At 71.8% G+C, this 23,532-nt stretch carries 23 protein-coding genes; 9 read left to right on the top strand and 14 right to left on the bottom strand.

Annotation, left to right across the window (positions count from 1 at the left end):
- Positions 1–51: 51 nt before the first annotated feature.
- The 3 genes from ACFIF2_RS07770 to ACFIF2_RS07760 all read left to right on the top strand — a co-directional run bounded on the left by ACFIF2_RS07770 (position 52) and on the right by ACFIF2_RS07760 (position 3,857).
- Positions 52–2,316 (top strand): alpha-N-acetylglucosaminidase, encoded by a 2,265-nt coding sequence (locus ACFIF2_RS07770; protein WP_395571777.1) that lies wholly within the window; start codon positions 52–54, stop codon positions 2,314–2,316.
- Positions 2,316–3,227, top strand: a complete 912-nt coding sequence (locus tag ACFIF2_RS07765) for a glycerophosphodiester phosphodiesterase (RefSeq protein WP_395571776.1) — start codon at positions 2,316–2,318, stop codon at positions 3,225–3,227. The genes ACFIF2_RS07770 and ACFIF2_RS07765 overlap by 1 nt, the downstream gene beginning before the upstream one ends.
- Positions 3,228–3,332: 105 nt before the next feature.
- Positions 3,333–3,857 carry an NUDIX hydrolase gene (locus ACFIF2_RS07760; protein WP_395571775.1) on the top strand — a complete coding sequence of 175 codons (525 nt, stop codon included), beginning with the start codon at positions 3,333–3,335 and terminating at the stop codon, positions 3,855–3,857.
- A gap of 21 nt (positions 3,858–3,878) precedes the next feature.
- Here the strand turns inward: ACFIF2_RS07760 and ACFIF2_RS07755 are convergent, their stop codons facing one another.
- Positions 3,879–4,415, bottom strand: coding sequence for a hypothetical protein (locus tag ACFIF2_RS07755; protein WP_395571774.1), 537 nt, complete (start codon positions 4,413–4,415; stop codon positions 3,879–3,881).
- A gap of 184 nt (positions 4,416–4,599) precedes the next feature.
- Here ACFIF2_RS07755 and ACFIF2_RS07750 point away from each other — a divergent pair, with 184 nt between their 5' ends.
- Positions 4,600–5,796 carry a glycoside hydrolase family 64 protein gene (locus tag ACFIF2_RS07750; RefSeq protein ID WP_395571773.1) on the top strand — a complete coding sequence of 399 codons (1,197 nt, stop codon included), beginning with the start codon at positions 4,600–4,602 and terminating at the stop codon, positions 5,794–5,796.
- A gap of 101 nt (positions 5,797–5,897) precedes the next feature.
- On the opposite strand, the gene ACFIF2_RS07745 is transcribed toward ACFIF2_RS07750, so the two are convergent.
- From ACFIF2_RS07745 to ACFIF2_RS07730, 4 genes are all read right to left on the bottom strand, one after another.
- Positions 5,898–7,337, bottom strand: coding sequence for a GH1 family beta-glucosidase (locus ACFIF2_RS07745; protein ID WP_395571772.1), 1,440 nt, complete (start codon positions 7,335–7,337; stop codon positions 5,898–5,900).
- A gap of 82 nt (positions 7,338–7,419) precedes the next feature.
- Positions 7,420–8,343 carry a carbohydrate ABC transporter permease gene (locus ACFIF2_RS07740; protein WP_395571771.1) on the bottom strand — a complete coding sequence of 308 codons (924 nt, stop codon included), beginning with the start codon at positions 8,341–8,343 and terminating at the stop codon, positions 7,420–7,422.
- A 12-nt stretch (positions 8,344–8,355) separates the two neighbouring features.
- Positions 8,356–9,351, bottom strand: coding sequence for a carbohydrate ABC transporter permease (locus ACFIF2_RS07735; protein ID WP_395571770.1), 996 nt, complete (start codon positions 9,349–9,351; stop codon positions 8,356–8,358).
- A 92-nt stretch (positions 9,352–9,443) separates the two neighbouring features.
- Positions 9,444–10,751 carry an ABC transporter substrate-binding protein gene (locus ACFIF2_RS07730; RefSeq protein WP_395571769.1) on the bottom strand — a complete coding sequence of 436 codons (1,308 nt, stop codon included), beginning with the start codon at positions 10,749–10,751 and terminating at the stop codon, positions 9,444–9,446.
- A gap of 314 nt (positions 10,752–11,065) precedes the next feature.
- Between ACFIF2_RS07730 and ACFIF2_RS07725 the strand changes: the two genes are divergently transcribed.
- On the top strand, positions 11,066–12,079 hold the full coding sequence (locus ACFIF2_RS07725) for a LacI family DNA-binding transcriptional regulator (RefSeq protein WP_395571768.1): 1,014 nt from the start codon (positions 11,066–11,068) through the stop codon (positions 12,077–12,079).
- A 588-nt stretch (positions 12,080–12,667) separates the two neighbouring features.
- On the opposite strand, the gene cpt is transcribed toward ACFIF2_RS07725, so the two are convergent.
- Both cpt and ACFIF2_RS07715 read right to left on the bottom strand, forming a co-directional pair.
- On the bottom strand, positions 12,668–13,201 hold the full coding sequence (cpt, locus tag ACFIF2_RS07720; RefSeq protein WP_395571767.1) for a chloramphenicol phosphotransferase CPT: 534 nt from the start codon (positions 13,199–13,201) through the stop codon (positions 12,668–12,670).
- A 32-nt stretch (positions 13,202–13,233) separates the two neighbouring features.
- Positions 13,234–13,851 carry a GNAT family N-acetyltransferase gene (locus ACFIF2_RS07715; RefSeq protein WP_395571766.1) on the bottom strand — a complete coding sequence of 206 codons (618 nt, stop codon included), beginning with the start codon at positions 13,849–13,851 and terminating at the stop codon, positions 13,234–13,236.
- 75 nt (positions 13,852–13,926) lie between these two features.
- Between ACFIF2_RS07715 and ACFIF2_RS07710 the strand changes: the two genes are divergently transcribed.
- Entirely contained in the window at positions 13,927–14,487 is a 561-nt protein-coding gene (locus tag ACFIF2_RS07710; RefSeq protein ID WP_395571765.1) for a GNAT family N-acetyltransferase, read from the top strand.
- Positions 14,488–14,499: 12 nt separating this feature from the next.
- On the opposite strand, the gene ACFIF2_RS07705 is transcribed toward ACFIF2_RS07710, so the two are convergent.
- The 6 genes from ACFIF2_RS07705 to ACFIF2_RS07680 form a co-directional block, all read right to left on the bottom strand.
- Entirely contained in the window at positions 14,500–15,270 is a 771-nt protein-coding gene (locus ACFIF2_RS07705; protein WP_395571764.1) for a class I SAM-dependent methyltransferase, read from the bottom strand.
- 92 nt (positions 15,271–15,362) lie between these two features.
- Positions 15,363–16,598, bottom strand: coding sequence for an aminotransferase class V-fold PLP-dependent enzyme (locus ACFIF2_RS07700; protein ID WP_395571763.1), 1,236 nt, complete (start codon positions 16,596–16,598; stop codon positions 15,363–15,365).
- Positions 16,595–17,932, bottom strand: a complete 1,338-nt coding sequence (locus ACFIF2_RS07695) for a pyridoxal-phosphate dependent enzyme (protein ID WP_395571762.1) — start codon at positions 17,930–17,932, stop codon at positions 16,595–16,597. The genes ACFIF2_RS07700 and ACFIF2_RS07695 overlap by 4 nt, the downstream gene beginning before the upstream one ends.
- Positions 17,929–19,425 carry a Y4yA family PLP-dependent enzyme gene (locus ACFIF2_RS07690; protein ID WP_395571761.1) on the bottom strand — a complete coding sequence of 499 codons (1,497 nt, stop codon included), beginning with the start codon at positions 19,423–19,425 and terminating at the stop codon, positions 17,929–17,931. Before ACFIF2_RS07690 ends, ACFIF2_RS07695 begins: the two co-directional genes overlap by 4 nt.
- A 133-nt stretch (positions 19,426–19,558) precedes the next feature.
- Positions 19,559–20,017, bottom strand: coding sequence for a nuclear transport factor 2 family protein (locus ACFIF2_RS07685; RefSeq protein ID WP_395571760.1), 459 nt, complete (start codon positions 20,015–20,017; stop codon positions 19,559–19,561).
- 135 nt (positions 20,018–20,152) lie between these two features.
- Positions 20,153–20,689: a kinase gene (locus ACFIF2_RS07680; protein WP_395571759.1), complete on the bottom strand. Its 537-nt coding sequence runs from the start codon at positions 20,687–20,689 to the stop codon at positions 20,153–20,155.
- Positions 20,690–20,835: 146 nt separating this feature from the next.
- On the opposite strand from ACFIF2_RS07680, the gene ACFIF2_RS07675 reads away from it, so the two are divergent.
- Positions 20,836–21,039, top strand: coding sequence for a hypothetical protein (locus ACFIF2_RS07675; RefSeq protein WP_395571758.1), 204 nt, complete (start codon positions 20,836–20,838; stop codon positions 21,037–21,039).
- Positions 21,040–21,261: 222 nt separating this feature from the next.
- The gene (locus ACFIF2_RS07670) at positions 21,262–22,149 is read left to right on the top strand and encodes a glycerophosphodiester phosphodiesterase (protein ID WP_395571757.1); all 888 of its coding nucleotides are present in this window, start codon (positions 21,262–21,264) and stop codon (positions 22,147–22,149) included.
- A gap of 11 nt (positions 22,150–22,160) precedes the next feature.
- On the opposite strand, the gene ACFIF2_RS07665 is transcribed toward ACFIF2_RS07670, so the two are convergent.
- A complete protein-coding gene (locus ACFIF2_RS07665; RefSeq protein ID WP_395571756.1) occupies positions 22,161–23,174 on the bottom strand; it encodes a Ku protein in 1,014 nt (337 codons plus the stop codon).
- Positions 23,175–23,272: 98 nt separating this feature from the next.
- Between ACFIF2_RS07665 and ACFIF2_RS07660 the strand changes: the two genes are divergently transcribed.
- Positions 23,273–23,488, top strand: coding sequence for a hypothetical protein (locus ACFIF2_RS07660; RefSeq protein WP_395571755.1), 216 nt, complete (start codon positions 23,273–23,275; stop codon positions 23,486–23,488).
- Positions 23,489–23,532: the final 44 nt, after the last annotated feature.

The raw sequence follows: 23,532 nt of genomic DNA, 5'->3' as shown, positions 1-23,532 counted from the left end.
CCACCCCCATATTCACCAGCACCCCGTCGACAACTCCCGCAGAGGTGACCAGTGAGAGGCCTCAGACCCTGGGCCGCCCTGTGCGCGGCCACCGTCCTCGCCCTTCTCACCACGGCCCTTAGCTCCGCCTCTCCGTCCTCGTCCGCGTTCCCACCGGGCAGGCCCGCCTTCTCCACCGGCCCCGCCGAGGCCGCCCTCGCCCGGCTGCTGCCGCGCCATGTCTCGCAGTTCTCGCTCGTCGCGGCGGACCGCCCCGCCTCCGGCGACTACTTCACCGTCTCCGGCAGGGCCGGACGGGTACGCGTGCAGGGCACCAGCCCGGCCGTGATCCTCAGCGGCGTCAACTGGTATCTCAAGTACACGGCCGAGGTGGACATCGGGTGGCCCGGGCGGAGCACGGCGAGGCTGCCCCGCACCCTGCCCGCGCCCGCCGGCAGCGTCCGCAAGGACGCCTCGGTCCCGCACCGCTTCGCGCTCAACGACACCGACGACGGCTACTCCGGCGCCTACCGCGACTGGGACGCGTACGAGAAGCAGATCGACCTGCTGGCCCTGCACGGCGTGAACGAGGTCTTCGTGCAGATGGGTGCCGACGCCGTCTACTACGAGACACTTAAGGAGTTCGGCTACTCCGGGGACGAGCTGAGGTCGTGGATCCCCGGCCCGGCGCACCAGCCGTGGTGGCTGATGCAGAACATGTCCGGCTTCGGCGGACCCGTCTCCGAGCGGCTGCTGAAGGAGCGGGCGGAACTCGGCCGCCGGATCGCCGACCGGCTGCGGCAGCTGGGGATGACTCCCGTGCTGCCCGGCTACTACGGCACCGTGCCTCCCGGCTTCACCGAGCGCAACCCCACCGGGCCGGTGGTCCCGCAGGGTGACTGGGTCGGGTTCCGGCGACCCGACTGGCTCGACCCGCGCAGCGAGGTGTTCCCCAGGGTGGCCGCCTCGTTCTACCGCCACCAGCGGAGGCTGTTCGGCGACTCCACGATGTACAAGATGGACCTGCTGCACGAGGGCGGGCGCCCGGGCGACGTACCGGTCGGGGACGCGGCGCGCGCCGTGATGAACGCCCTCCAGACGGCCCGGCCCGGCGCCGTGTGGACGCTGATCGGCTGGCAGAACAACCCCTCCACACAGATCATCGACGCGGTCGACAAGAGCAGGCTGCTCATCGTCGACGGCCTGTCCGACCGGTACGACGGCCTCGACCGCGAGGCCACCTGGCACGGCGCGCCGTACGCGTTCGGCACGATCCCCAACTTCGGCGGGCACACCACGATCGGCGCCAACACCGCCGTGTGGGCCGAGCGGTTCGACCGGTGGCGCACCGAACCGGGCAGCTCCCTCGCGGGCATCGCGTATCTGCCGGAGGGCACGGGCGGCAATCCGGTCGCCTACGAGCTGTTCACTGAACTCGCGTGGCAGAGCGACCCGTTGGACCAGAGGGCGTGGTTCGCCCAGTACGCGGAACGCCGTTACGGAGGGTACGACCCGCACGCGGCGAGGGCGTGGGAGCTGCTGCGCGCCGGCCCGTACAGCACACCGTCGGGCACCTGGAGCGAGTCGCAGGACAGCCTCTTCACCGCCCGCCCCCGGCTGACCGCCACCAACGCGGCCAGCTGGAGTCCCGGCGCCATGCGCTACGACCCGAGCACGGTGCACCGGGCACTGGCCGAGCTGCTGAAGGTCGCGCCGGCGCTGCGCACCACCGACGCCTACCGCTTCGACCTGGTCGACGTCGCCCGGCAGGCCCTGGCCAACCGCAGCCGGACCCTGCTCCCGCAGATCAAGGCCGCCTATGACGCCGGGGACCTGGGCCGCTTCCGGGAGCGGGCCGCCGAGTGGAAGAGCGACCTCGCCCTGCTGGACCGGCTGCTCGCCACCGACCCCCGGTTCCTCCTCGGTCCGTGGCTGGAGGACGCCAAGTCCTGGGGCCGCACGGAGGCGGAGCGGGCCACCGCCGAGTTCGACGCCCGCTCGATCCTCACCACGTGGGGCCACCGCTCCGGCAGCGACGCGGGTGGCCTGCGGGACTACGCCAACCGGGAGTGGTCGGGGCTGGTCTCCGACTTCTACGCGATGCGCTGGACGACGTACCTCGACTCCCTCGACACGGCGCTGGTCACCGGCCGGCCGCCGGTGGCGATCGACTGGTTCGCCCTGGAGAACGCCTGGAACCACGAGCGCGACCCGTACCCCGTCAGGGCATCGGGCGATCCCGTGGCGATGGCCACCGCGGTCCTGAGGGCACTGCCCGCGCCCGCCGACGGCGCGGTCCACCCCGTCGGCCGGCCGGCCGGTCCCGGGAGGCCGTAGTGAAGCTTGCGAGCAGCAGACGCGCGGGTGTCGTGGTGGCCGCGCTCAGCGGTATCACCCTGACCATGTCCTCGACCGCCGCACACGCCGACGACACCACCACATCACGACCCGCCGAGCGCACCGCACCACGATCCGCCGACCGCACCGCACCACGACCCGACGCCATCGCCCACCGCGGCTCCTCGGGCATGGCCCCCGAGAACACCGCCGCCGCCATCGACCTCGCCGTCCGCCAACGCGCCGACCACGTCGAGATCGACGTCCAACGCACCAAAGACGGCAAACTCATCAACTTCCACGACTGCACCATGGAACGCACCACCAACATCGAAGACATCTACCCCGACCGCCCCCGCTACCGCGTCTCCGACTTCACCTGGGCCGAACTCCGCCACCTCGACGCCGGCTCCTGGTTCCACCCCGAATACACCGGCGAACCCCTCATCACCGTCGACACCGTCATCAACCGCATCCAGCACACCCGCACCGGACTCCTCGCCGAAATCAGCCCCTGCACCCACCACACCACCATCGCCACCGACTTCGCCCACCACCTCAAGAACAAACCCCGCTACCTCCACCACGCCCTGACCCGCAACCAACTCGCCGTCCAGTCCTTCCAGACCGACGACGCCCACGAATTCCACACCCACCTCCCCCACGTCCCCATCGGCATCCTCGACGCCGACCGCCCCACCGACACCGAACTCCTCCAGCTCAGCCAATGGGCCGACCAGATCAACCCCCAGCACACCGTCACCGACCAGACCCTCGTCGACCGCATCCACCAACTCGGCATGACCATCAACGTCTGGACCGTCAACGAACCCGGCGCCATCCGCACCATGGCCAACCTCGGCGTCGACGGCATCATCACCGACTACCCCCAGACCCTCACCCAACGCTGAGACGGACCAGGGCACGGCAGCGGCTCACGACCAGAACACGACCAGAACACGACCGGGCAGGCCCGACGGTGGCCCAAGGCGGTCTTCGCGGTGTGGAATGGGCGGGTGAACTCCTCAGCATCCGGCGCCGAGCGCCCCGAACGCGCCCGCCCCACCGCCCACAGCCTCACCGGTGTCGGCCTCGCCGTCCTCGACCCCGCCGGCCGGGTCCTGCTCGGCCTCGGCCACGACGGCCGCTGGGAGCTGCCGGGCGGGAAGGTCGACGCCGGGGAGGACTTCGAGACGGCCGCCGCCCGGGAGCTGGCGGAGGAGACCGGCCTCACCGTGCCCGCCTCGGGCGTACGGGTGTGCGCGGTGCTCGTCGACGGCCGGGGCGGGCTGACCCGGGTGACGGCCGCGGCGGTCACCGACCGGGCGACGGGCACGCCCCGGGTCACCGAGCCGGACAAGATCGTGCGCTGGGAGTGGTTCGCCCGCGCGGCCGTCCCCTCCTCGCTCTTCCCGCCGTCCGCGTCGGTCCTGGACTGCCTCTGGCCGGACGCGGTACGGCGAGGTGCGGCCGACGTACGTCACTACACGGTGGCGGCGGGAGACGGCACGGTGGGCGCGACGGCCGGCCGGCCCGGCTGAGCGGAGCGCGCCCGCGGCGCGTCAGCCGGAGGGAGTCCGGCCCAGGACGTCCCTCAGCCGGACGCAGACGCGCTTCACCTCCGCCGTTCCGGGGAGGCGCCCCGCCTGTCCCATGGCCACCTGCAGGGCGGGGCCGAAGGCGCCGAACCGGTCCATGTCCGCCCTGCTCACGGGCTGCACGACGAAGTGGATGTGGCCGGGAACTCCTCCAGCGTGCGACCACAGGCACACGTACACCTGCTCCGGTGCCACGACCTCGGCGACGGCGGCGCTCACCCGTTGGAGCAGGGGCCCCAGTTCGCCCGCCTCCGGCGGAGTCAGGCCGGCGACATGGACCACGTGCCGGGCCGGTTTGACGACCACGGTGCCGAGGCCCAGCGGTCCGACGCAGTGCTCCACCACCCATGACCCGGTACGCAGCAGGGTCCCGCCCGGCAGCGGCGCCCGCCCCAGCATCAGGTCGCACGCCAGACACGCGCCGCCCTCTCCGGCTTCCCCGGCCTCTCCGGCTTCCCCGGCCTCTCCGGCTTCCCCGGCCTCTCCGGCTTCCCCGGCCATGAGCCTCTCCCCCTCGCGGTGTCCCTCCGGAGGACGGTCGGACGGGGTGCCCGGTTCCCGTGGTGCCGCCCGGCCCGGATTTCCCCGCTCCCAAACATTGACATGAACGCGCCCCAGCGTGACGCTGAGAGCGCTCTCAGAAGCGGTACGGACCAATCCCCCCACACCCGCACGGAGGTGGAGAGTGCTTTCACGCCTCGGACACCGTCTGCTCGCCGCGGCCACGGCCGCCGGGCTGGCAGGCGCCCTGCTCACGTTCGGCGGCTCACCCCCGGCCGACGCCGCGGTGCCGGCCACCATCCCCCTGAAGATCACCAACAACTCCGGTCGCGGCGAGCCCGTCCACATCTACACCCTGGGCACGTCCCTGACGACGGGTCAGCAGGGCTGGGCCGACGCCGACGGCACCTTCCATCCCTGGCCCGCCGGCGGCAATCCCCCCACTCCCGCCCCGGACGCGTCCATCCCGGGCCCGGCCGCCGGGCAGACCAAGACGATCCGCGTTCCCAAGCTGTCCGGACGCGTCTACTTCTCGTACGGCCGAAAGCTCGACTTCCGGCTGGCCACGGGCGGTCTCGTGCAGCCGGCCGTCCAGAACCCGAGCGACCCCAACCGCGACACCCTGTTCAACTGGTCCGAGTACACGCTCAACGACTCCGGGCTGTGGCTGAACAGCACCCAGGTCGACATGTTCTCCGCGCCCTACACGGTCGGCGTGCAGCGCGCCGACGGCAGCGTGGCCAGTGCGGGACGGCTCAAGGCCGGTGGCTACAAAGGGGTGTTCGACGCGCTGCGGGCGCAGCCCGGCTGGGGCGGACTGATCCAGACGCGTCCCGACGGCACCGCCCTGCGCGCGCTGGCGCCGCTGTACGGGGTGGAGACCGGGGCGTTGCCGGCGTCGGTCATGGACGACTACGTCAACCGCGTCTGGCAGAAGTACACGACGGACACGCTCACCGTCACACCGTTCGCGGACCGGCCGGGCACGAAGTACTTCGGACGCGTCTCCGGCGGCGTCATGAACTTCACCGACGGCGCCGGAACGGTCGTCACCAGCTTCCAGAAACCGGACGCCTCCAGCGTCTTCGGCTGCCACAAGCTCCTGGACGCTCCCAACGACCAGGTGCGCGGGCCGATCTCACGCACCCTGTGCGCCGGCTTCAACCGCTCGACGCTGCTGAGCAACCCGTCCCAGCCCGACTCCTCGGCGGCGCACTTCTACCAGGACTCGGTGACCAACCACTACGCCCGGGTCATCCACGACCGGATGGCCGACGGGAAGGCGTACGCCTTCGCCTTCGACGACGTCGGCCACCACGAGTCGCTGGTGCACGACGGCGACCCGGCGCAGGCGCAGCTCACCCTCGACCCGCTCGACTGACCGGAACCGCACCACCGGCCGGCCCGCCCCGGCTTCCGCGTGAGCGGGGCCGAGGCGGGCCGGTGGTGCGCCCGCCCCCTCGGGGTGGCGGTCCGGCCCGCTCACGCGGAGGGCAGGACCCCGGTGCGGGCGACCTCGGAGTACCAGCGGGCGCTCGCCTTCGGGGTGCGCGTGCCGGTCGGGTAGTCCACGTAGACGGCGCCGAAGCGCTTGCTGTAGCCGTGGGCCCACTCGAAGTTGTCCAGCAACGACCACAGGAAGTAGCCGCGCACGTCCGAGCCGTCGACGATGGCCCGGTGGACGGCGGCCAGGTGGTCGCGTACATAGGCGATCCGGGCGGGGTCGTTGACCCGGCCGTCCGGGTCGGCGTAGTCGTCGAACGCCGCGCCGTTCTCGGTGATGACCAGCGGCGTCCGGGGGAAGTCGGACGACAGCCGGCGCAGCAGGTCGTACAGGCCGCTCGGGTCGACGGCCCAGCCCATGGCGGTGGTCTCGCCGGGCGGCTGGTGGAAGGCGACCCGGTCGGCGCCCGGCCAGGGGCTGTGCGCGCTGTTGCCGTGTCCGTCCGAGGAGTGGGCGCCGCTGCCGTCGGCCTCGGAGACCACGGTGGGCGTGTAGTAGTTGACGCCGAGGAAGTCCAGCGGCTGGTGGATCGTTTCCAGGTCGCCGTCCCGCACGAAGGCCCAGTCGGTCAGTGCCGCGGTGTCCTTGAGCAGGTCCTCCGGGTACGCGCCCTCGAGCATCGGTCCGGTGAAGACCCGGTTGGCGAGCGCGTCGATCCGTCGGACCGCGTCCGCGTCGGCGTCGCTGCCGGTGAGGGGGCGGACGTGGTGGATGTTGAGCGTGACCGAGACCTGGGCGTCGGCGCGGAGGCGGTCGCGCAGCGCCTGTACGGCCTTGCCGTGCGCCAGGTTGAGGTGGTGGGCGGCACGCAGCGCGGCGACCGGGTCGGTGCGGCCGGGGGCGTGCACTCCGGAGCCGTAGCCCAGGAAGGCGCTGCACCAGGGCTCGTTGAGGGTGGTCCAGGTCTTCACCCGGTCGCCCAGGGCGTCGGCGGCGAGGGCCGCGTACTCGGCGAACCGCTCGGCCGTGGCGCGCTCGGGCCAGCCCCCGGCGTCCTCGAGTTCCTGCGGCAGGTCCCAGTGGTAGAGGGTGGCGACGGGCTGGATGCCCTTGTCGAGCAGGTCGTCGACGAGGCGCCGGTAGAAGTCCAGCCCCTTCTGCACGGCGGGGCCGCGGCCGGTCGGCTGGATGCGGGGCCAGGCGAGGGAGAACCGGTAGGCGTCCAGGCCGAGTTCGGCCATGAGGGCGACGTCCTCGCGCCAGCGGTGGTAGTGGTCGGTGGCGGTGTCACCGGTGTCGCCGTTGCGGACCCGGCCGGGGGTGCGGGCGTAGGTGTCCCAGATGGACGGGGTGCGGCCGTCCTCGCCGGCGGCTCCCTCGATCTGGTAGGAGGCGGTCGCGGAACCCCAGAGGAAGCCCTTGGGGAAGGTGCGGGCGGCGTCCGGGGCGGACGCGGTCTGCTGTGCTGCGGTGACCACGTGAGTCCTTTCGGGAGAGGGTGTTCGCGAGCGCGCGCATGCCGGAAGGGGATGCGGTATGGGTACGGGTGCGGGGGCCGGGTCAGCCCTTGACGGCGCCCGCCATGATGCCGCTGACGATCTGGCGGCCGAAGACGATGAACATCGCCAGCAGCGGCAGCGTGCCGAGCAGCGCGCCCGCCATGATGAGCGACTGGTCCCGGACGTAGCCCGCGCTGAGCTGGGTGAGGGCGACGGGGACCGTCGGGTTGGTCATGTCGAGCACCACGAACGGCCAGAAGAAGTCGTTCCAGGCGTGCACGAAGGTGATCATGAAAAGGACGGCCATCGCGGGCCGCGCGACGGGCAGCACGATGCTCCAGAAGATCCGCAGCGAGTGCGCCCCGTCCACGCGGCCGGCCTCGACGAGTTCGTCCGGCAGCGCCTCGGACAGGTACTGCCGCATGAAGAAGACGCCGACCGCGCTCACCAGCGTGGGGAAGATGACGGCGGGCAACTGCTGCGACCAGCCCAGCTCGGACATCATCATGAACAGCGGTACGACGCCGAGCTGCGGCGGCACCATCATGGTCCCGATCACCAGCATGAGCAGGGCGTTGCGGCCCTTGAACCGCAGCTTGGCGAAGGCGAACCCGGCCAGCGTCGCGAACATCACCGTGGACAGGGCGATCACGCCGGCCACGATCAGGCTGTTGACCATGGCCTTGCCCATCGCCGCCTCGTCCCAGGCCCGGGCGAGGTTGCTGAACAGGTTCGGTCCGGGCAGGAAGGGCGGCGGTGTCTGGCTGACGCGGGTGTTGTCGGTGGAGGCGGCGACCATCGTCCAGTACAGCGGGAAGATGGACAGCAGCGCCATGACGGCGAGCAGGACGTAGGCGAGCGGGCCCGCGTGGTGCTGGCGGCCGGCGCGCTGACGCAGCAGGCGGCGGCCGCCGCGGCCGGGCGGCTTCTCGGCGGGGGCCCGGCCCGGGGCGTCCGTCCGGGCCGGGAGGCTTTGAGTGGTCATGACGGCTCCAGGTCAGGACGTACGGGAACGCAGGCGCTTGATCAGGCGCTGCGCGACGAAGACGAGGACCAGCAGCATGAACATCGCCCAGGCGACGGTCGCCGAGCGGCCCATCTGGTAGTTCTTCCAGCCCTCCTCGTACAGCAGCAGGCCCAGCGTCTGGTACTGGTTGTCCGCGCCGCCCGTGACGCCGTTGGGACCCTGCCCGAAGATCAGCGGCTCGCCGAACAGCTGGGTGGCGCCGATCGTGGAGAGCACGATGGTGAAGACGATGGTGGAGCGGATCCCGGGAACGGTGACGTGGGTGAACTGCTGCCACCGGGAGGCGCCGTCGAGGGCGGCCGCCTCGTACCGGTCGGCGGGGATGGCCTGCATGGCGGCCAGGTAGAGCAGGGCGTTGTAGCCGGTCCAGCGCCAGATGACGATGGTGGAGATCGCGACCTGGGCGGGCCACTTGTCGGCCTCCCAGTCCACGGGGTCGATGCCGACCGTGCCGAGCGCCCAGTTGATCATGCCGAAGTCACGCTCGAAGATCATGGTGAAGACGAGGGCGGCGGCGGCGACCGACGTGGCGTACGGGACCAGCGAGGCGACGCGGAAGAACAGCGAGGCCCGCATCCGGTAGTTGAGCAGGTGGGCGAGACCGAGCGCCATCATCAGCTGCGGCACCGTGGAGATGACGCCGATGGTGATCGTGTTCTGCAGCGCGTTCCAGAAGCGGGAGTCGCCCCAGAGTTCGACGTAGTTGTCGAACGCCACCCATTCCATCACGTCGAGGGTGGCCAGTTCCACGTCGTGCAGGGAGATCCACGAGGTGTAGACGAGGGGGTAGAAGCTGAACGCGGCGAAGACCACGAAGAACGGGGCGACGAACGCGTACGGGGCGCCCTTGACGTCAAGCCGGTGCAGCAGCGCGCCGCGCCGCCGGGCGGCATCGGTGCCGCCCGTCCTGCCGGGTCCGCCGGGCGGCTCCTGGCCGGTCAGGGCCTTGGTGGTGGAGGAGGCCACCGGACTTCCTTCCTGAGAGCGGGTGGATGGACCGGGCCCCGGGTCCGCCGGCGTGGCGCCGGCGGACCCGGTCGGCCCCGGAGGGTCGACGGTCAGCCGACCGCCTTCTCGATGCGCTCCCCGGTGGTCTTCCACGCCTCGTCACGCGCCGTGCCCTGCTCGACCAGGGTCAGCCCCTGGGAGAAGAGGTCCTTGATGGAACCGTCCTTGCGGCCGAGGACCTGCTTGTCGGGTATCTCCTGTGCGGCGGCGCCGAAGATCTGGCCGATCGGCGCGCCGGCGAAGTACTCGGACTTGGCGTCCTTCACCTCGGGGCTGTCCAGGGCCTCGCGCGAGGAGGGGATGTTGCCGATCTCCTTGAAGATGTGGGCCTGCTGCTCGGGCGCGGTCAGCCAGGCGACGAGCTTCTTGGCCTCCTCCTTCACCGGGCTCTGCTCGACCACGCCGAGGAAGGAGCCGCCCCAGTTGGCGCCCTTCGGGGCCCGGGCCACGTCCCACTTGCCCTTGTTCGCCGCACCGGCCTTCTCGCTGATGTGGCTGAGCATCCACGCCGGGCACACGGCGGTGGCGAACGTGCCGTTGGCCAGTCCCGGGTCCCAACCCGGCTGGAACTGACGGAGCTTGGCCGACAGACCGTCCTCCCCGGCGTCGGCGGCGAGGTTCCACGCCTCCTTGACGGCGGGGTTCTTGTCGTAGATCAGCTCACCCTTGTCGTCGTAGTACTGCTCGGGGTAGCCGTAGACCATCGCGTTGAACAGGCCGCTGGCCGCGTCCATGTAGGCCACGTCACCGCCCTTGAAGTCCTTCTTGAAGGTGCGGCCGACCTCGACGTACTTCTTCCAGTCGCCCTCCCACAGCTTGGCGACCTCCTCGCGGTCGGTGGGCAGGCCCGCCTTCTCGAAGTAGTCCTTGCGGTAGCAGACGGCCATGGGCCCGATGTCGGTGCCCAGGCCCAGCACCTTGCCGTCCTCGGTGCTGATCTGGGACTCCTTCCACGGCAGGAAGTGGTCGGTGCCCGGCACGTCGGAGAAGTCCGCGAACTTGTCCGCCTGGGTCTCGGTGATCTCCTTGGCCCGGCCGATCTCGATGCCCTGGATGTCCTTCAGGCCCTTGCCCGCCGCGAGCCTGGTCTGCAGCGCGGTGTAGTACGTCTGCTCGTCACCGGCGATCTCGGCCTTGATGTCGACGTCGGGGTTCTCCTTCTCGTACTGCTCGAGAAGGCCCGTCTCCTTGATGCCCATCACGCCGTACAGGCCCATGGTGATGGTGGTCTTGCCGTCCTTCTTGCCACCACCGGTGGCCGAGTCGTCGCTGCCGCCGCAGCCGACGACGAGTGCCAGCGCACCGGCGGTGGCGACGGTCGCCACCGCCTTCCTGCGCAACGAACCGAGAGTGCCCATGGATCTCCTCCTAGCGACGGCGCTGACACATCGGAGTGACGAGTTCTGCGATGACTGCAGCGATGACTACAACGGCTCCGAGAACGGTGGGAACGTGCCCATCAGTGGGTGGGCACGTTCCCATCGGCGCAACGAAGACTCGTGGGAGCGCGCCCATCTGTCAATGACTTGAACGCAAGTTGCCGCCGAACTCCGGTCACCGCCCCCGCTTCCCGGGTTCGCGGGGGTGCCTTGCCGACGGCCGTGTCTGCAAGAATTGCCGCAGGTCACCTCCGCGGCAGACAGCGCCGCCGCGGCCGCCGAGGGGGGAGTGCATGACCGGCAACCGCCGTCCCACGATCAAAACGGTCGCCGCCCGCGCCGGCGTGGGCCGCACCACGGTCTCCCGGGTCGTCAACGGCTCGGATCTCGTCAGTGCCGACGCGCGGGCCCGGGTCCTCGCGGCGATCAAGGAACTCAACTACGTCCCCAACTCGGTCGCCCGCGGCCTGGTGACCAACCGCACCAACGCCGTCGCCCTGGTGATCCCGGAGTCGGAGAGCAGGCTCGGCTCGGAGCCGTTCTTCGCCGCGCTGATCCGCGGCGTCAGCGGCGCCCTCGCCGAGAGCCGGACCCAGTTGCAGCTGATGCTCGTCCGTGACCAGGCGGAACGGGACCAGCTGACCGAGTCGGTGGCCACCCGCCGGGTGGACGGCGTCCTCCTCGTCTCCGTGCACTCCCAGGACCGGCTGCCGGGCATGCTGGAGGAGATGGGCCTGCCCACCGTCATGGCCGGACGCCGCGACGCGGGCGAGCGCCTGAGCTACGTCAACTCCGACAACGCCGGAGGTGCCGCGGCGGCGGTCCGGCACCTGCTGGGCGGCGGCCGGCGACGGGTCGCCACGATCACCGGACCGCTGGACATGGACGTTGGCCGCAGCCGCCTCGCCGGCTGGCGTGCCGCGCACGAGGAGGCGGGGGTGCCCGCGAACGAACTCCTGGTCGAGGCGGGCGACTTCACCGAGGAGGGCGGCTGGCGCGCGATGCGTTTGCTTCTTGAACGCGCCCCCGATCTGGATGCCGTCTTCGCCGCCTCCGACCTCATGGCGGTCGGCGCTCTGGCCGAGTTGCGCCGGCAGGGGCGGCGGGTGCCGGACGAGGTGGCGGTCGTCGGGTTCGAGGACTCCGTCCTGGCCCGCCACACCAACCCGCCCCTGACTACGGTGCGTCAGCCGGTGGAGGAACTGGGCCGGACCATGGCCCGGATCCTCACCGACATCACGCAGCACGGCGCGCCCCGCCAGCAGTTGACGCTGCCGACGGAGCTGGTGGTGCGCGAGTCCTCCTGACCCGGGTCCCGACGCTGGTGGAGGGCGCTGCTGGTGGGGTTGGCCAGGTCCGCGAAGAACACGACCCCCGTCGCGCCCGCGGCGAGCACCGCCCGGCCGGCCTGGGCCGCCGCACCGCGCCCGCACAGCCTCGGCCGCGCAGGTTTGCCGGGGTGAAGACGGTGGCCACGCGGAGCTGTCCGGCGACCTTCGGGGACATGCCCGCCATGGAGGCGGGAGTGCCGTCCGGCGGCGATGTGCGCGTCGACCCAGGAGCCGACGTCCGTGGCGGACGTCTCTCAGACGGGCGGCGGAGAACGCATCGCGCCGGCGCATCACGCGCTCGCCCCCCGGGGCCGGGCGCGGTGAGCGTGCCGAGGCAGTACAGGCGGTGCCGCTCGCGCTCGCGCAGGGACGGCACCGCGCCGGTGTGCCGTTGCCGGCCGTTCGCGAACGCGATCTCCTCGTCCGCGTCGACGCCCAGGATGGTTCCGCACGCCACCCCGCCCCCGGCCTTCCGGGAGCAGGGCCACGGTGACACCAAGGGCACCAACCCGCGCCCAAAAACCGCGTTTCACGTGAAACCGGACGGTATGGCGCCGAGGACGGTCAGGTGAGGCAGGCGGCGATGGTGCGCGCGCAGTCCATGGACTCGCTGCGCGTCGTGTCCACCTCCAGGTCGTACGACACCCCCTGGTGCACCACGTCCGCCTGCGCCGCGGCCATCCCCCGGGTGCGGTCCCCCCGTGCCACCTCGCGGCCCGCCGCGACCGCACCCTCGCACCTGACGCCGACCCACAGCACGGGCAGGCCGTCCAGAGCCTTGCGCCACCGCTGCTGGGACGCCGCTCCGCCGAGGAAGACGTCGTCGACGACGACCCGGGCACCCGCACGGACCATCGCCGCGATTCCGTCCGTCCAGGCCGCCTCCAGCTCCCGGAAGCCCTCCCCCACGCTCACTCCGCCGTCCGCCGCGAACACGATGCCCTCGTCCGCCGACGTCATCCTCGCGGGCAGCGCGTCGACGAACGAGTCGCAGCCGAACGCCAGCCACGGATCCTGGAGTACCTCCTGCAGACACCGCACGATTCCGGACTTCCCCGAGCTGGAGCCGCCGTTGAGGATGATCACCCGAGTCTTCACCGGGCCACAGTACTCACCGACCCCGGCAGGGACTACCGCTTTCCGTCGCCTGCCGGAGTGCGGGGCTCGCGGCGCATGGCCCACAGCACCGGCCCGTCTCCCGGCAGACGGAACTCCTCGCGCACGGTGAACCCGAAGTGCTCGTAGAAGGAGAGGTTGGACTCCTTGGAGGACTCCAGGCAGACCGGCACGCCCGCCTCGTCGGCCTTGGCCAGCCCCGAGCGGAGCAGGGCGGCCCCGTGTCCGCCGCCGCGCGCGGCCGGGTCGGCGCCGATCACCGCCAGGTACCAGTGGGGTTCGTCCGGTGTGTGCCGCGCCGCCTCGGCGACGGCGTCGCGGAACAGCGAGGCCCGGTCGCCGAGGATGTTCTGGAGTTCCTGGACGGTCTCCGCGTCGGGAACGGCCAGCGCCTGCCCCTCGGGCGCCACCCAGAAGGCCGCCGCCGCGTCGGTGCGCTCGCACACGCCGTGGTGGACGTACTGGCGGGTGAACAGGGTGGTGAAGTAGCGGCCCAACGCGGTCTCGCGCGAGGGGTCGTCGGGGAAGAACCAGCGCATCATCGGGTCGTCGTCGAAGGCGCGGGCCAGGGTCCGGGCGATCAGCGCCGCGTCGTCGGCCGTCGCCGTCTTCGGAGTGCTCGTTATGGGCATACAGTCCATTCTGCCTCCCTGATGATCTTCGTCGGAGGGCGGGGCCGCTCCGCCCCGCCTGGCAGACTGACCGGCGTGACAGCGTACGAGACAGCGCACGTGCCGGCGTTCGCGCAGATCACCCGGGCCGAGGACGTCACCGTGGCCGTACGGCGGGATCTCCTGGACTGCTGGGCGGCGGTCATCAACGCCGGCGGCGCGGTCGTGCCCCTGGACTGCCCCTTTCCCCCCGTTTCCCCGGCCGCCCTGGAACCGGCGCTGGACGCCCTCCTGCGCGGGCTCGCCCCGCGGCGCGGCCGGCTGCTGCTGGCCACCGCCGGGGGCGGGCTGGCCGGCTGGGTGGTGCTGCGCCGCGAGCCGCATCCGCTGGAGGCGCACTGCGGAACGGTGAACCACCTGCAGACCCACGTCCGTTTCCGGGGCAAGGGTGTCGGTGCCGCGCTGATGCGCCGTGTCGCGGAGGTCGCCCGCGACGAGATGGGCCTGGAGAGGCTGCGGCTCAGCGCGCGGGCGGGGCTGGGCCTGGAGGACTTCTACGGCCGGGTCGGCTGGACCGAGACGGGCCGGTGGCCGGGCGCGCTGCGGGTGGCACCCGGTGACGACCGCGACGAGATCCTGATGAGCCTCGCCCTGTGAACGGGCGCGCCCTCAGCGGCCCTTGACCGCCACGAGCACGGCGCTGTCGCCGAACTGCCAGACCGGCGTGACGTGCCGGAAGCCCGCCGAGCGCAGCAACTCGGCGTGCCGGTCGGCCGCCAGGTCCTGGCCGCCGCTCCCTGCCGCGTGGGCGGCGAGGCGCCGGGCGCGTTCGGTGAACAGGTCGGCCAGTTCGGGGTCCCGGGCCGCCGCGCTCCACCACTCCCGCCAGTCCTCGTGGGCGTGGCCACCGGTCCGCCCGGCCCGGCGACGGCCCACGTGCGCGGTGAGATCCGAGCAGGGCCCCTCGGCGGGCGGGAAGTGGTCGCCGTTGACGAGGACGCCGCCGGGGCGGAGCAGCGCCGCGATCCCGCGGTAGGTGTCCCGCAGTACCGGCTCGGGGAGGTAGTGCAGGGCCGTGCTCGACACGGCGGCGTCCAGGGGGCGCCGCAGGCCGAGGGCGTCGGTCCAGCCCTCGGCCCCGATCACGGTGTCGACGTAGCGGGCGGCGTTCGCGTGGTGGGTCCGGCCCAGTTCCAGCAGCACGGGGTCCATGTCGGCGGCGACGACCTCGGCGTCCGGGAGCCGGTCGGCGAGCCGGGCGGCGAGGGAGCCGGGTCCGCAGCCGAGGTCGAGCAGCAGCGGCCGGGGGCGGCCGGACGTGGCGTACTCGACGACATCCGTGATCACCGTGAACCGCTCCTCGCGGTCCACGGCGTAGCGCTGCTGCTGTCGCTCCCAGCGCTCCACCCACGTCCTGGCCACCGCCATGCTGATGCCCATCTGGTCGCGCCACCTCTTCCGTCTCTCACCTGTCGTGGACGGAACCGAATCTACAGGTGGAAACGGTTATCACTTGCCATGTCGCGGAGGCGTCACGCCAACGAGGCGAGTACCGCGAGCAGGCGGTCGATGTCCTCCCTCGTGGTGTAGACGTGCGGGCTCACGCGTACGGCCCCGTCCTCCTTGGCGGCGCCGGCCTGGCAGAGGCTGTCGGCCCGCACCATGAAGCCGTGGCTGTAGAGGATGAACCCGAGGTCGTCGGACGGGATGTCGCGGTGCCGGAAGGTGACGATGCCGTGGCGGCGCTGGGCCGCGGGCAGCGCGGAGTCGGCGGCCAGGCTGGTGGGGCAGCCGAGGATCTCGTACGGGTCGAGGTGCCGGAGCCGGTCGGTCAGCCGCAGGGCGAGGGCGGCCGTCCAGCGGGCGATCCGGTCGACGCCGGCGGTGTCGAGCCAGTCGAGCGCGGCACGCAGCGACACGATGCCAGCCGTGTTGGGCGTGCCCTGCCAGCCGTCCGGCCGGAAACCGGGCCCCCGCGCGTTGCGCGCCCAGACGGCTCCCGTGCCCGGCAGTGCCATCGCCTTGTGCCCCGAGAAGACCACGAAGTCGACGTCGAGTGCGGGATCGGCCAGGTCCACGGGCAGATGGCCGACGCTCTGGGCCGCGTCCAGGCAGATCGGCACGTCGGGGCCGACCACCGCGCGGATGCGGTGCACGTTCATGTCGCCGCCGTAGACGTGGTGCACGTGGGTGGCGGCCACGAAACGGGTCCGGGGACCGACGAGGCCGGCCAGGGCGCGGTGGTCGTAGTCGCCCGACACCGCCTGGTACGGCAGGGCGCGTACCCGCACGTCGACCCCCCGCTCGGCCAGCAGCCGCCGCGCCTCCAGCCAGGGGTCCAGGTTGGCGCGGTGGTCGGCGAAGGGCACCAGGATCTCGTCGCCGTCGGTGAGGTACGGCACCAGCCAGTCCCGGGCGACGGTCCGCAGACCCTCGGTGGTGCCGCTGGTGAAATGGACGGTGGAGCGGTCCGGTTCCGGGTCGTGGAGGAACTCCTTGACCCGCTCCCGGGTCCCCTCCACCAGGTCCGTGGTCCGGTTGGCCCAGGGATAGGTGCCGCGGCCCGCGTTGGCGTTCGACGTCGTCAGGTAGGTCTGCACGGCCTCCAGCACGGCTCGCGGCTTCTGGGAGGTGGCCGCGCTGTCGAGGTACACCGACTCCGGGTGGCCGGTGACGATGGGGAACTGCTCCCGCAGTTCCCGCTGCCAGCCGGTGTCCTCGCCCGCCGCGTCGTGCCCCGTCCCGGGCAGTGTCCGGTCCGCGCTCACTCGCGCACCAGCGGCGCGCCCGCGTCCCGCCAGGCGACGATGCCGCCGGTCAGGCTCCGCACGTCCGGGTGCCCCCTGCGGGCCAGGAGGGCGGCGTAGCGCAGTGACCTCTCACCGACGGGACAGGCCAGCAGCACCGGCGTGCGCTTGCTGAACGGCAGCCCGTCGCGGACGAGTTCCTCGAACAGCTCGTCGACGATGTTGACCGAGCCCTCGATGTGGAGGGCCGCGTAGGCGTGCGGGCTGCGCAGATCGACGACGAGCGGCCGGGGATCTCCCTCGGCGATCCAGCGGCGGGCCTCCGTCACCCCGGTGGACCGGGCGGCGGTCCGCACGTCGTCGTCGGTGAGCGTGGCGAGGGTGTCGCCGCGGCTCGTCCTGCCCAGCAGTTCGGGGCGGCGCGCGCGTACGTAGCTCAGGTAGCTCTCGGCCCGGTCGCACACGATGAACACGGCGGTCTCGCGGCGCCCGGTCCCCTCCAGCGCCGCGTCGGCGTCCCGCAGGTGCCGTACCGCGCCGTGGTAGGCGGCGCCCCCGGTGGGTCCGGACAGCAGCCCGCAGCGGCGGACCAGGGTGAGCATCCCCTCGATGGCCTCGCCGGAGGTGACGGACTCGATGGTGTCGTACGTCGCCGGATCGAACAGTCCGACCTGGTGGACCTCGTCGATGGTGCGGATGCCGGGGATGAAGTCCGACTTGTGGGCGACCAGGCCGAGGACCCGTACCTCGGGGTCGTGTTCGCGCAGCACCCTGGCGACCCCGGTCGACGAGCCGGCCGTCCCCACGCAGGCGACGAACCAGTCCGGCGCCCGGCCGTCCAGGTCCTTGACGATCTCGGGGCCGGTCCCCTCCGCGTGCGCCTCGACGTTCAGCGGGTTGAAGTACTGGTCGGTGTGCAGATACGTGCTTCCCGGCTCGGAGAGCGCCTGGTGGAAGTGGGTCAGCGGGTCGTCCGTGTCGGTCGGGTCGAGGCACTCGCTGCGCCCGGGGAGTTCCTCGATCTCGGCGCCGAGGAGCAGCAGCAGTTCCTTGATCTCCGGTACGCGCATCCGGTTGGTGACGCTCTTGAACCTCAGTCCGTGCAGGCCGGCCAGCAGGGCGAGGGCCTTGGCGGTGTTGCCGCTGGAGAGTTCCACGACCGTGCCCCCGCCGTCGGCCGCTCCCTCCAGGTGGGGGCGGGCCATGTGCCAGGCGGGCCGGTCCTTGACGGACCCGAACGGGTTGAGCATCTCGAGCTTGGCGTACAGGTCGATGTGGCGCAGCCCGTGCACGGCGGGGTCGATGCGCACCAGCGGTGTGTTGCCGATGGCCTCCGTGATGCTGTCGTACCTCATGCGGGTGTTCCCCCCGGGTGTGTGATCGGCCAGTAGTCCTCGTCCAGGCACCAGCGCCAGGAGTCACCGTCCTTCTCCACCGCCACCGTCCGCGCGAGGGGCTGCCGCTGGGCGTGGTGGGCGTGGAAGTCCATCGCGTACCCGGCGGTGTTGACGAAGGCCAGCAGGTCGCCGGGGCGCGGCAGCCGGGGCAGGAACACCTGCCGGCGGGTGATCAGGTCGGCCTCCAGGCAGAGGTTTCCGACGAGGTGGACCCCGACCGGCTCCGCGTCGTCCGTCCCGGGCGCCTCCCGGGGCAGCAGCACGGGGTCGACGAGTACGCCGTGCTCCTCCAGGCTCACGTCTCCCGCGTTCATGCCCAGCCGCACCAGGTACGGGGCCGGGTCCTCACCCGTGCGCCGCACCTCCAGCACCCGTGCCAGGGACAGCCCGCACTGGTCGACCAGGCTGCGGCCGGGTTCGATGAGCAGGTCGTGCAGGTGCTCCAGGAGCAGGGCGCCCGTCCCCCGGCCCAGCACCGGGGCGGGGAGGGAGAGCAGCTCGTCGAGGTAGCCGGGCCCGGCGTTGGGGCGGTGGCCGGGGTAGAGCGCGACGGACCCGCGCACGGTGCCGCCCTCGTTGCGCAGCCCGTAGCCGTGTCCGCGCCAGGTCAGGGGCGGGCGGCCACCGAGGACCGCCTCGCTGAGCGCGGTGGTCCAGCGTTCCCACTCCCCGGCGTCGGCCACGTACCCGACGCCGAATCCGCCGCCGATGTCGACGGCACGCGGCGCCAGGCCACGTGCCCGGCACTCGTCCATGAGCAGGACGCACCGCTCCAGGGCGCGCCCCTTCTCCGCCAGAGCGGTGGTGTCCAGGTGATAGGCGAGGCCGGTGAGTTCGACGGCGTCCGCGTACCGTTCGAGGGCCGCGAGCAGCTCCGCCGACTCCCGGACCGGGGTGCCGAAGCGGCTGCGGCGGGACAGCATCCGGGTGCCCGCGCCGCCGTGGTCGGGGGCCGACTCGAATCCGGACAGGCGCGCCAGCACCTCGACCCGGCCGAGCCCGTACCGGCGTACCAGGCCGGCCAGTTGCTCCAGTTCATGGACGGAGTCCAGGTTGACCGTCGCTCCCACGCGGGCCGCCAGCCACAGGAACTCCGGGTCCTTGGGGCCGGTGGCCATGACGCGGTCCCCGGTGAAGCCGCAGCTCAGGGCGTGCCGCAGTTCACCCAGCGAGGCGACGTCGACGCCGACATGGGCCGGTTCCGCGGCCGCCAGTCTCCGTACCAGGGCGCTGGACCGGTTCGCCTTGTGCGCGAAGTACACCCGCCCGGCGAGACGGTGGCGGCGGTAGACGGCACGGAAGCGTTCGGCGTTCTCCGCGACTCTCTCGGGCAGCAGTACGTGGAGCGGCGACCCGAGCGTGTCGGCCAGCGAGTGCAGGAACGGCGCCGCGCCCAGCAGTGAGGCGAGCGGTGGATCCACCCGCGGCCTCAGATATAAGGGCACCTCCACGAAAGACCCCTCCCCCTGTCGGCCGACCGTCGACGCGACAACCGTTCGGGAGTAGTCGTTTCCAGGTACATACGCCGCTAAGCCTCGGTTCTCGGACCGGGGGCGGGACGGCGGCGGGCCGCCTCACCCGCCGTCACGGGGTGCAGGCCTCGGCGATGGAGAGGCTGTTCTCGTAGAGGTGGTGCCGGGTGATCCGGCCGCCTTCGACGGTGAGGCGCAGCGCGAACGGGCCCTGGAAGGACTTGCCCGTCGCGCGTACGGTCCCCGACAGGTGCCCCGTCAGGACGGCGTCGGTACCGTCCACCAGGAAGGCGTCGACCGAGGCCCGCGCGTCCTCGGGCACGGTGTGCTCCATCAACTCCGCGGCCTGGGCGGCGCATTCGGCGGCGGTGGAGCGGGGACGGATCCACGGTACGGCGGGGTTCTCGGCGAGCTGCCAGTCGACCTCGTCGGCGAAGAGCTCGACGAGCCGTCCGGTGTCCCCGGCGATCCGGGCGGCGAGGAACTCCCCCACGACGGCCCGGGTGGTCTCGGCGATCGTGGTCGCCCGGTCGGCGGGGGTCTGCTCGACGCCGGTGTGCTGGACGGACATGGCACTCTCCTCGCGGCTGTGGGACGGGTCCCGACGGGTTCCCGTCGGCGTACCCCGATCCTGCCGGGGGGACGGGCCAGGGTCGATTACCCGTGGGGTAAGCGTGCGGGGCGGGCGGCACGGCCGGGGTCGCGGTCAGGGTTCGAGGGGCGGGAGCCGGGACAGGCCGGTCTCCCGCATGATGCGGTCGACGGTCGCGGACAGGGTGCTGTCGGCGCCGATGACGGTCTCGGCTCCGCCGGGCAGCAGATCACGCGCCCGGTACCACTCGCGCAGCCGCGCCTCGGCCACGACGTCGGCGATGGGCTTGGTGGCGTGCCGCGCGACGGTTTCCCCGAGGGGCACGTCCAGGTAGTAGCCGTGGGTCGGGCCGCGGTGGTCGGCTCGCAGCCGGGCGAGCATGTCGCCGTAGCGGTCGGCGTACAGGATGCCCTCGACCACGACGTGGTACCCGGCGTCCAGGGCGTAGCGGGCGGTCAGGTCGATCAGACCGATGTTCGCCGCCCCGGGCCGGTCCCGCTCGCGCAGCACGACACGGCGGAGGTTGTCCTGGGCGACCAGGGCCAGACCGCGTCCGAACCTGTCACGCAGTCCTGCCGCGACGGACGACTTGCCCGAGGCGCTGTTGCCGCGCAGTACGACCAACCGGGTCTGTTCGCCGCCCACCTTCATCCGCGGCAGGCTACCCCGGGCACGGCCGCCGGAATCGTGCCAAGTCCTCGGCGGGGCGGGTCGGTTCGAGGGTGGTCCGGGCGCCGACTGGGCCAGTCGGCTGACGGCGGGCGTTGCCCCGCGGAGCGTCGTTCGTTAGGGCGTGCATGATCAAGAAACTCGCCTGTGTCTCCGTCATCGCCACCGCTCTCCTGGCGGCCGCGCCCGCCGCCGGGGCGGCCCCCGAGCCCGGCCCCTCCGCCGGGGTTCCCGGTGGGCCCCTGCTGAACGGTCTCCTCGGTTCCCTGGAAGTGGGGCATCCGGCAACCTCGCCGCAGTCGCTGCTGCCCGAGGGCGTTCTCGGCAGGTGACGGGCGTCGCCCTGTCCGATCGCTCGTCGTGCTGATCAGGCACTCCCGGGCGTCCGAGCGGGCGGAAGGGGCGTGAATGCTCGTAATCGCCCCTTCGGCCTCGGATCGGCCGGTTCGCCGTCCGGGTCCACTGGCTGGTCCCGGCTCCGCCAGCCCGCGGCGGGTTTCCCGTAACCACCGTGCGACAGCCTCCTCGGAGTCATTCGAACTCGGGAGGCTGTAGTGAAGCTTGCGAGCAGCAGACGCGCGGGTGTCGTGGTGGCCGCGCTCAGCGGTATCACCCTGGCCATGTCCTCGACCGCCGCACACGCCGACGACACCACCACCTCACGATCCGCCGACCGCACCGCACCACGACCCGACGCCATCGCCCACCGCGGCTCCTCGGGCATGGCCCCCGAGAACACCGCCGCCGCCATCGACCTCGCCGTCCGCCAACGCGCCGACCACGTCGAGATCGACGTCCAACGCACCAAAGACGGCAAACTCATCAACTTCCACGACTGCACCATGGAACGCACCACCAACATCGAAGACATCTACCCCGACCGCCCCCGCTACCGCGTCTCCGACTTCACCTGGGCCGAACTCCGCCACCTCGACGCCGGCTCCTGGTTCCACCCCGAATACACCGGCGAACCCCTCATCACCGTCGACACCGTCATCAACCGCATCCAGCACACCCGCACCGGACTCCTCGCCGAAATCAGCCCCTGCACCCACCACACCACCATCGCCACCGACTTCGCCCACCACCTCAAGAACAAACCCCGCTACCTCCACCACGCCCTGACCCGCAACCAACTCGCCGTCCAGTCCTTCCAGACCGACGACGCCCACGAATTCCACACCCACCTCCCCCACGTCCCCATCGGCATCCTCGACGCCGACCGCCCCACCGACACCGAACTCCTCCAGCTCAGCCAATGGGCCGACCAGATCAACCCCCAGCACACCGTCACCGACCAGACCCTCGTCGACCGCATCCACCAACTCGGCATGACCATCAACGTCTGGACCGTCAACGAACCCGGCGCCATCCGCACCATGGCCAACCTCGGCGTCGACGGCATCATCACCGACTACCCCCAGACCCTCACCCAACGCTGAGACGAGCGGCGCTAGGCACTCCGCCTCGGTCTGCGGGCCGCCGTCTTCTTCTCGGCCGGCTTCTTCGCCGACGCCTTCGCGGCGGACGCCTTCTTGGCGGACGTCTCCTCGGCGGACGCCTTCTTCGCGGACGCCTTCTTCGCGGGTGTGTTCTTCGCGGGTGTCTTCTTCGCGGCCGCCTTCCGCTTCGGCCGGGGCAGCTCGTGCACCTCGGCGTGCTCGCCGTCGCGCCCGGACTCGCCGCGGGACTCCTTGGCCTTGGAGACGGATTCCTGCAGGGCGGCCATCAGGTCCAGCACCTGCCCCGGTTCCTCCTCCCGCTCCGGCGCCGCCGGCGGCGCCTTGTGCTCGCGCTTCGCCTCGATCAGTTCCGCGACGGCCTCGGTGTAGGCGTCGCGGAACTCGTCGCCCTCGAGGTCGTCGCGGGTCATCGTGTCCATCAGCGCGAGCGCCCCCTCGATCTCCTCCTCGGACACCTCGACGGGAGGCGGGGTGAGGGAGGACGGGTCGCGGATCTCGTCCGGCCAGCGCATGGCGTGCAGCACGATCGCCTCGTCGCGCACCCGCAGCAGGCCGAGGCGCTCCCGGCCTGACCACGCGTACCGCGCCACGGCCACCTTCGCCGACCTGGCCAGGGCCTGTCGCAGCAGCTTGTACGGCTTGGCCGCCACCTGCCCGTCCGGCTGGAGGTAGTAGCCGTCGCCGATCCGGATCGGGTCCACGGAATCCAGCGGCACGAAGGCCACGATCTCGATGGCCTTGGCCGTCGGCAGCGGCAGTTCCCGCAGGTCCTCGTCGGTGACCGGCACGATCTGCGTCCGGGTGAGCTCGTACCCCTTGCCGATCTCGTCGGAGCGGACCTCCCGGTCCTCCAGCTCGCAGACCTTCCGGGTGCGGATCCTCCCCTGGTCCGCCAGGTGGTAGCGGTGGAACCGGATGCTGTGGTCCTCGGTGGCGCCGACCACGTGGATCGGGACGGTGACCAGACCGAACGAGATGGCGCCGCTCCAGATCGACCGGGGCATGGACAGACCTCTCCACGTAGTGCCCCGAGCAGCACCAGCCTATGAGCGGCGGAGCGGCCCCGCATGCGCGCCGTGCGCGCCGGGCGCACGCTGGTGCCATGACGAGCCACCCGCCTGTGACCGTGTACCCGCCCGACGCCGAGGGCGGGCGGCGGGTCCGCGTCGACGGGGAGGTCCTGGGCCGGGCCTACGGCGTACAGGACGTCGCGCGGTTCCTTCAGGAGGCCGGTCTGCAGGACTGGGACGAGATGGACGTGGTCCGGTCGGAGTTCATCGAGTGGCGCGGAGGCGGTCCGCAGGAGTGGGCCCCCTGACGGAGCACGGCGGCCGCTGCCTCGCATGCCGTCACGAGGGGACG

It is taken from the genome of Streptomyces sp. BK79, from assembly GCF_044142145.1.
Taxonomy (GTDB): Bacteria; Actinomycetota; Actinomycetes; order Streptomycetales; family Streptomycetaceae; genus Streptomyces.
Note: the sequence above shows the minus strand (reverse complement) of the source record. Positions and strands in the feature narration are given on the sequence as shown.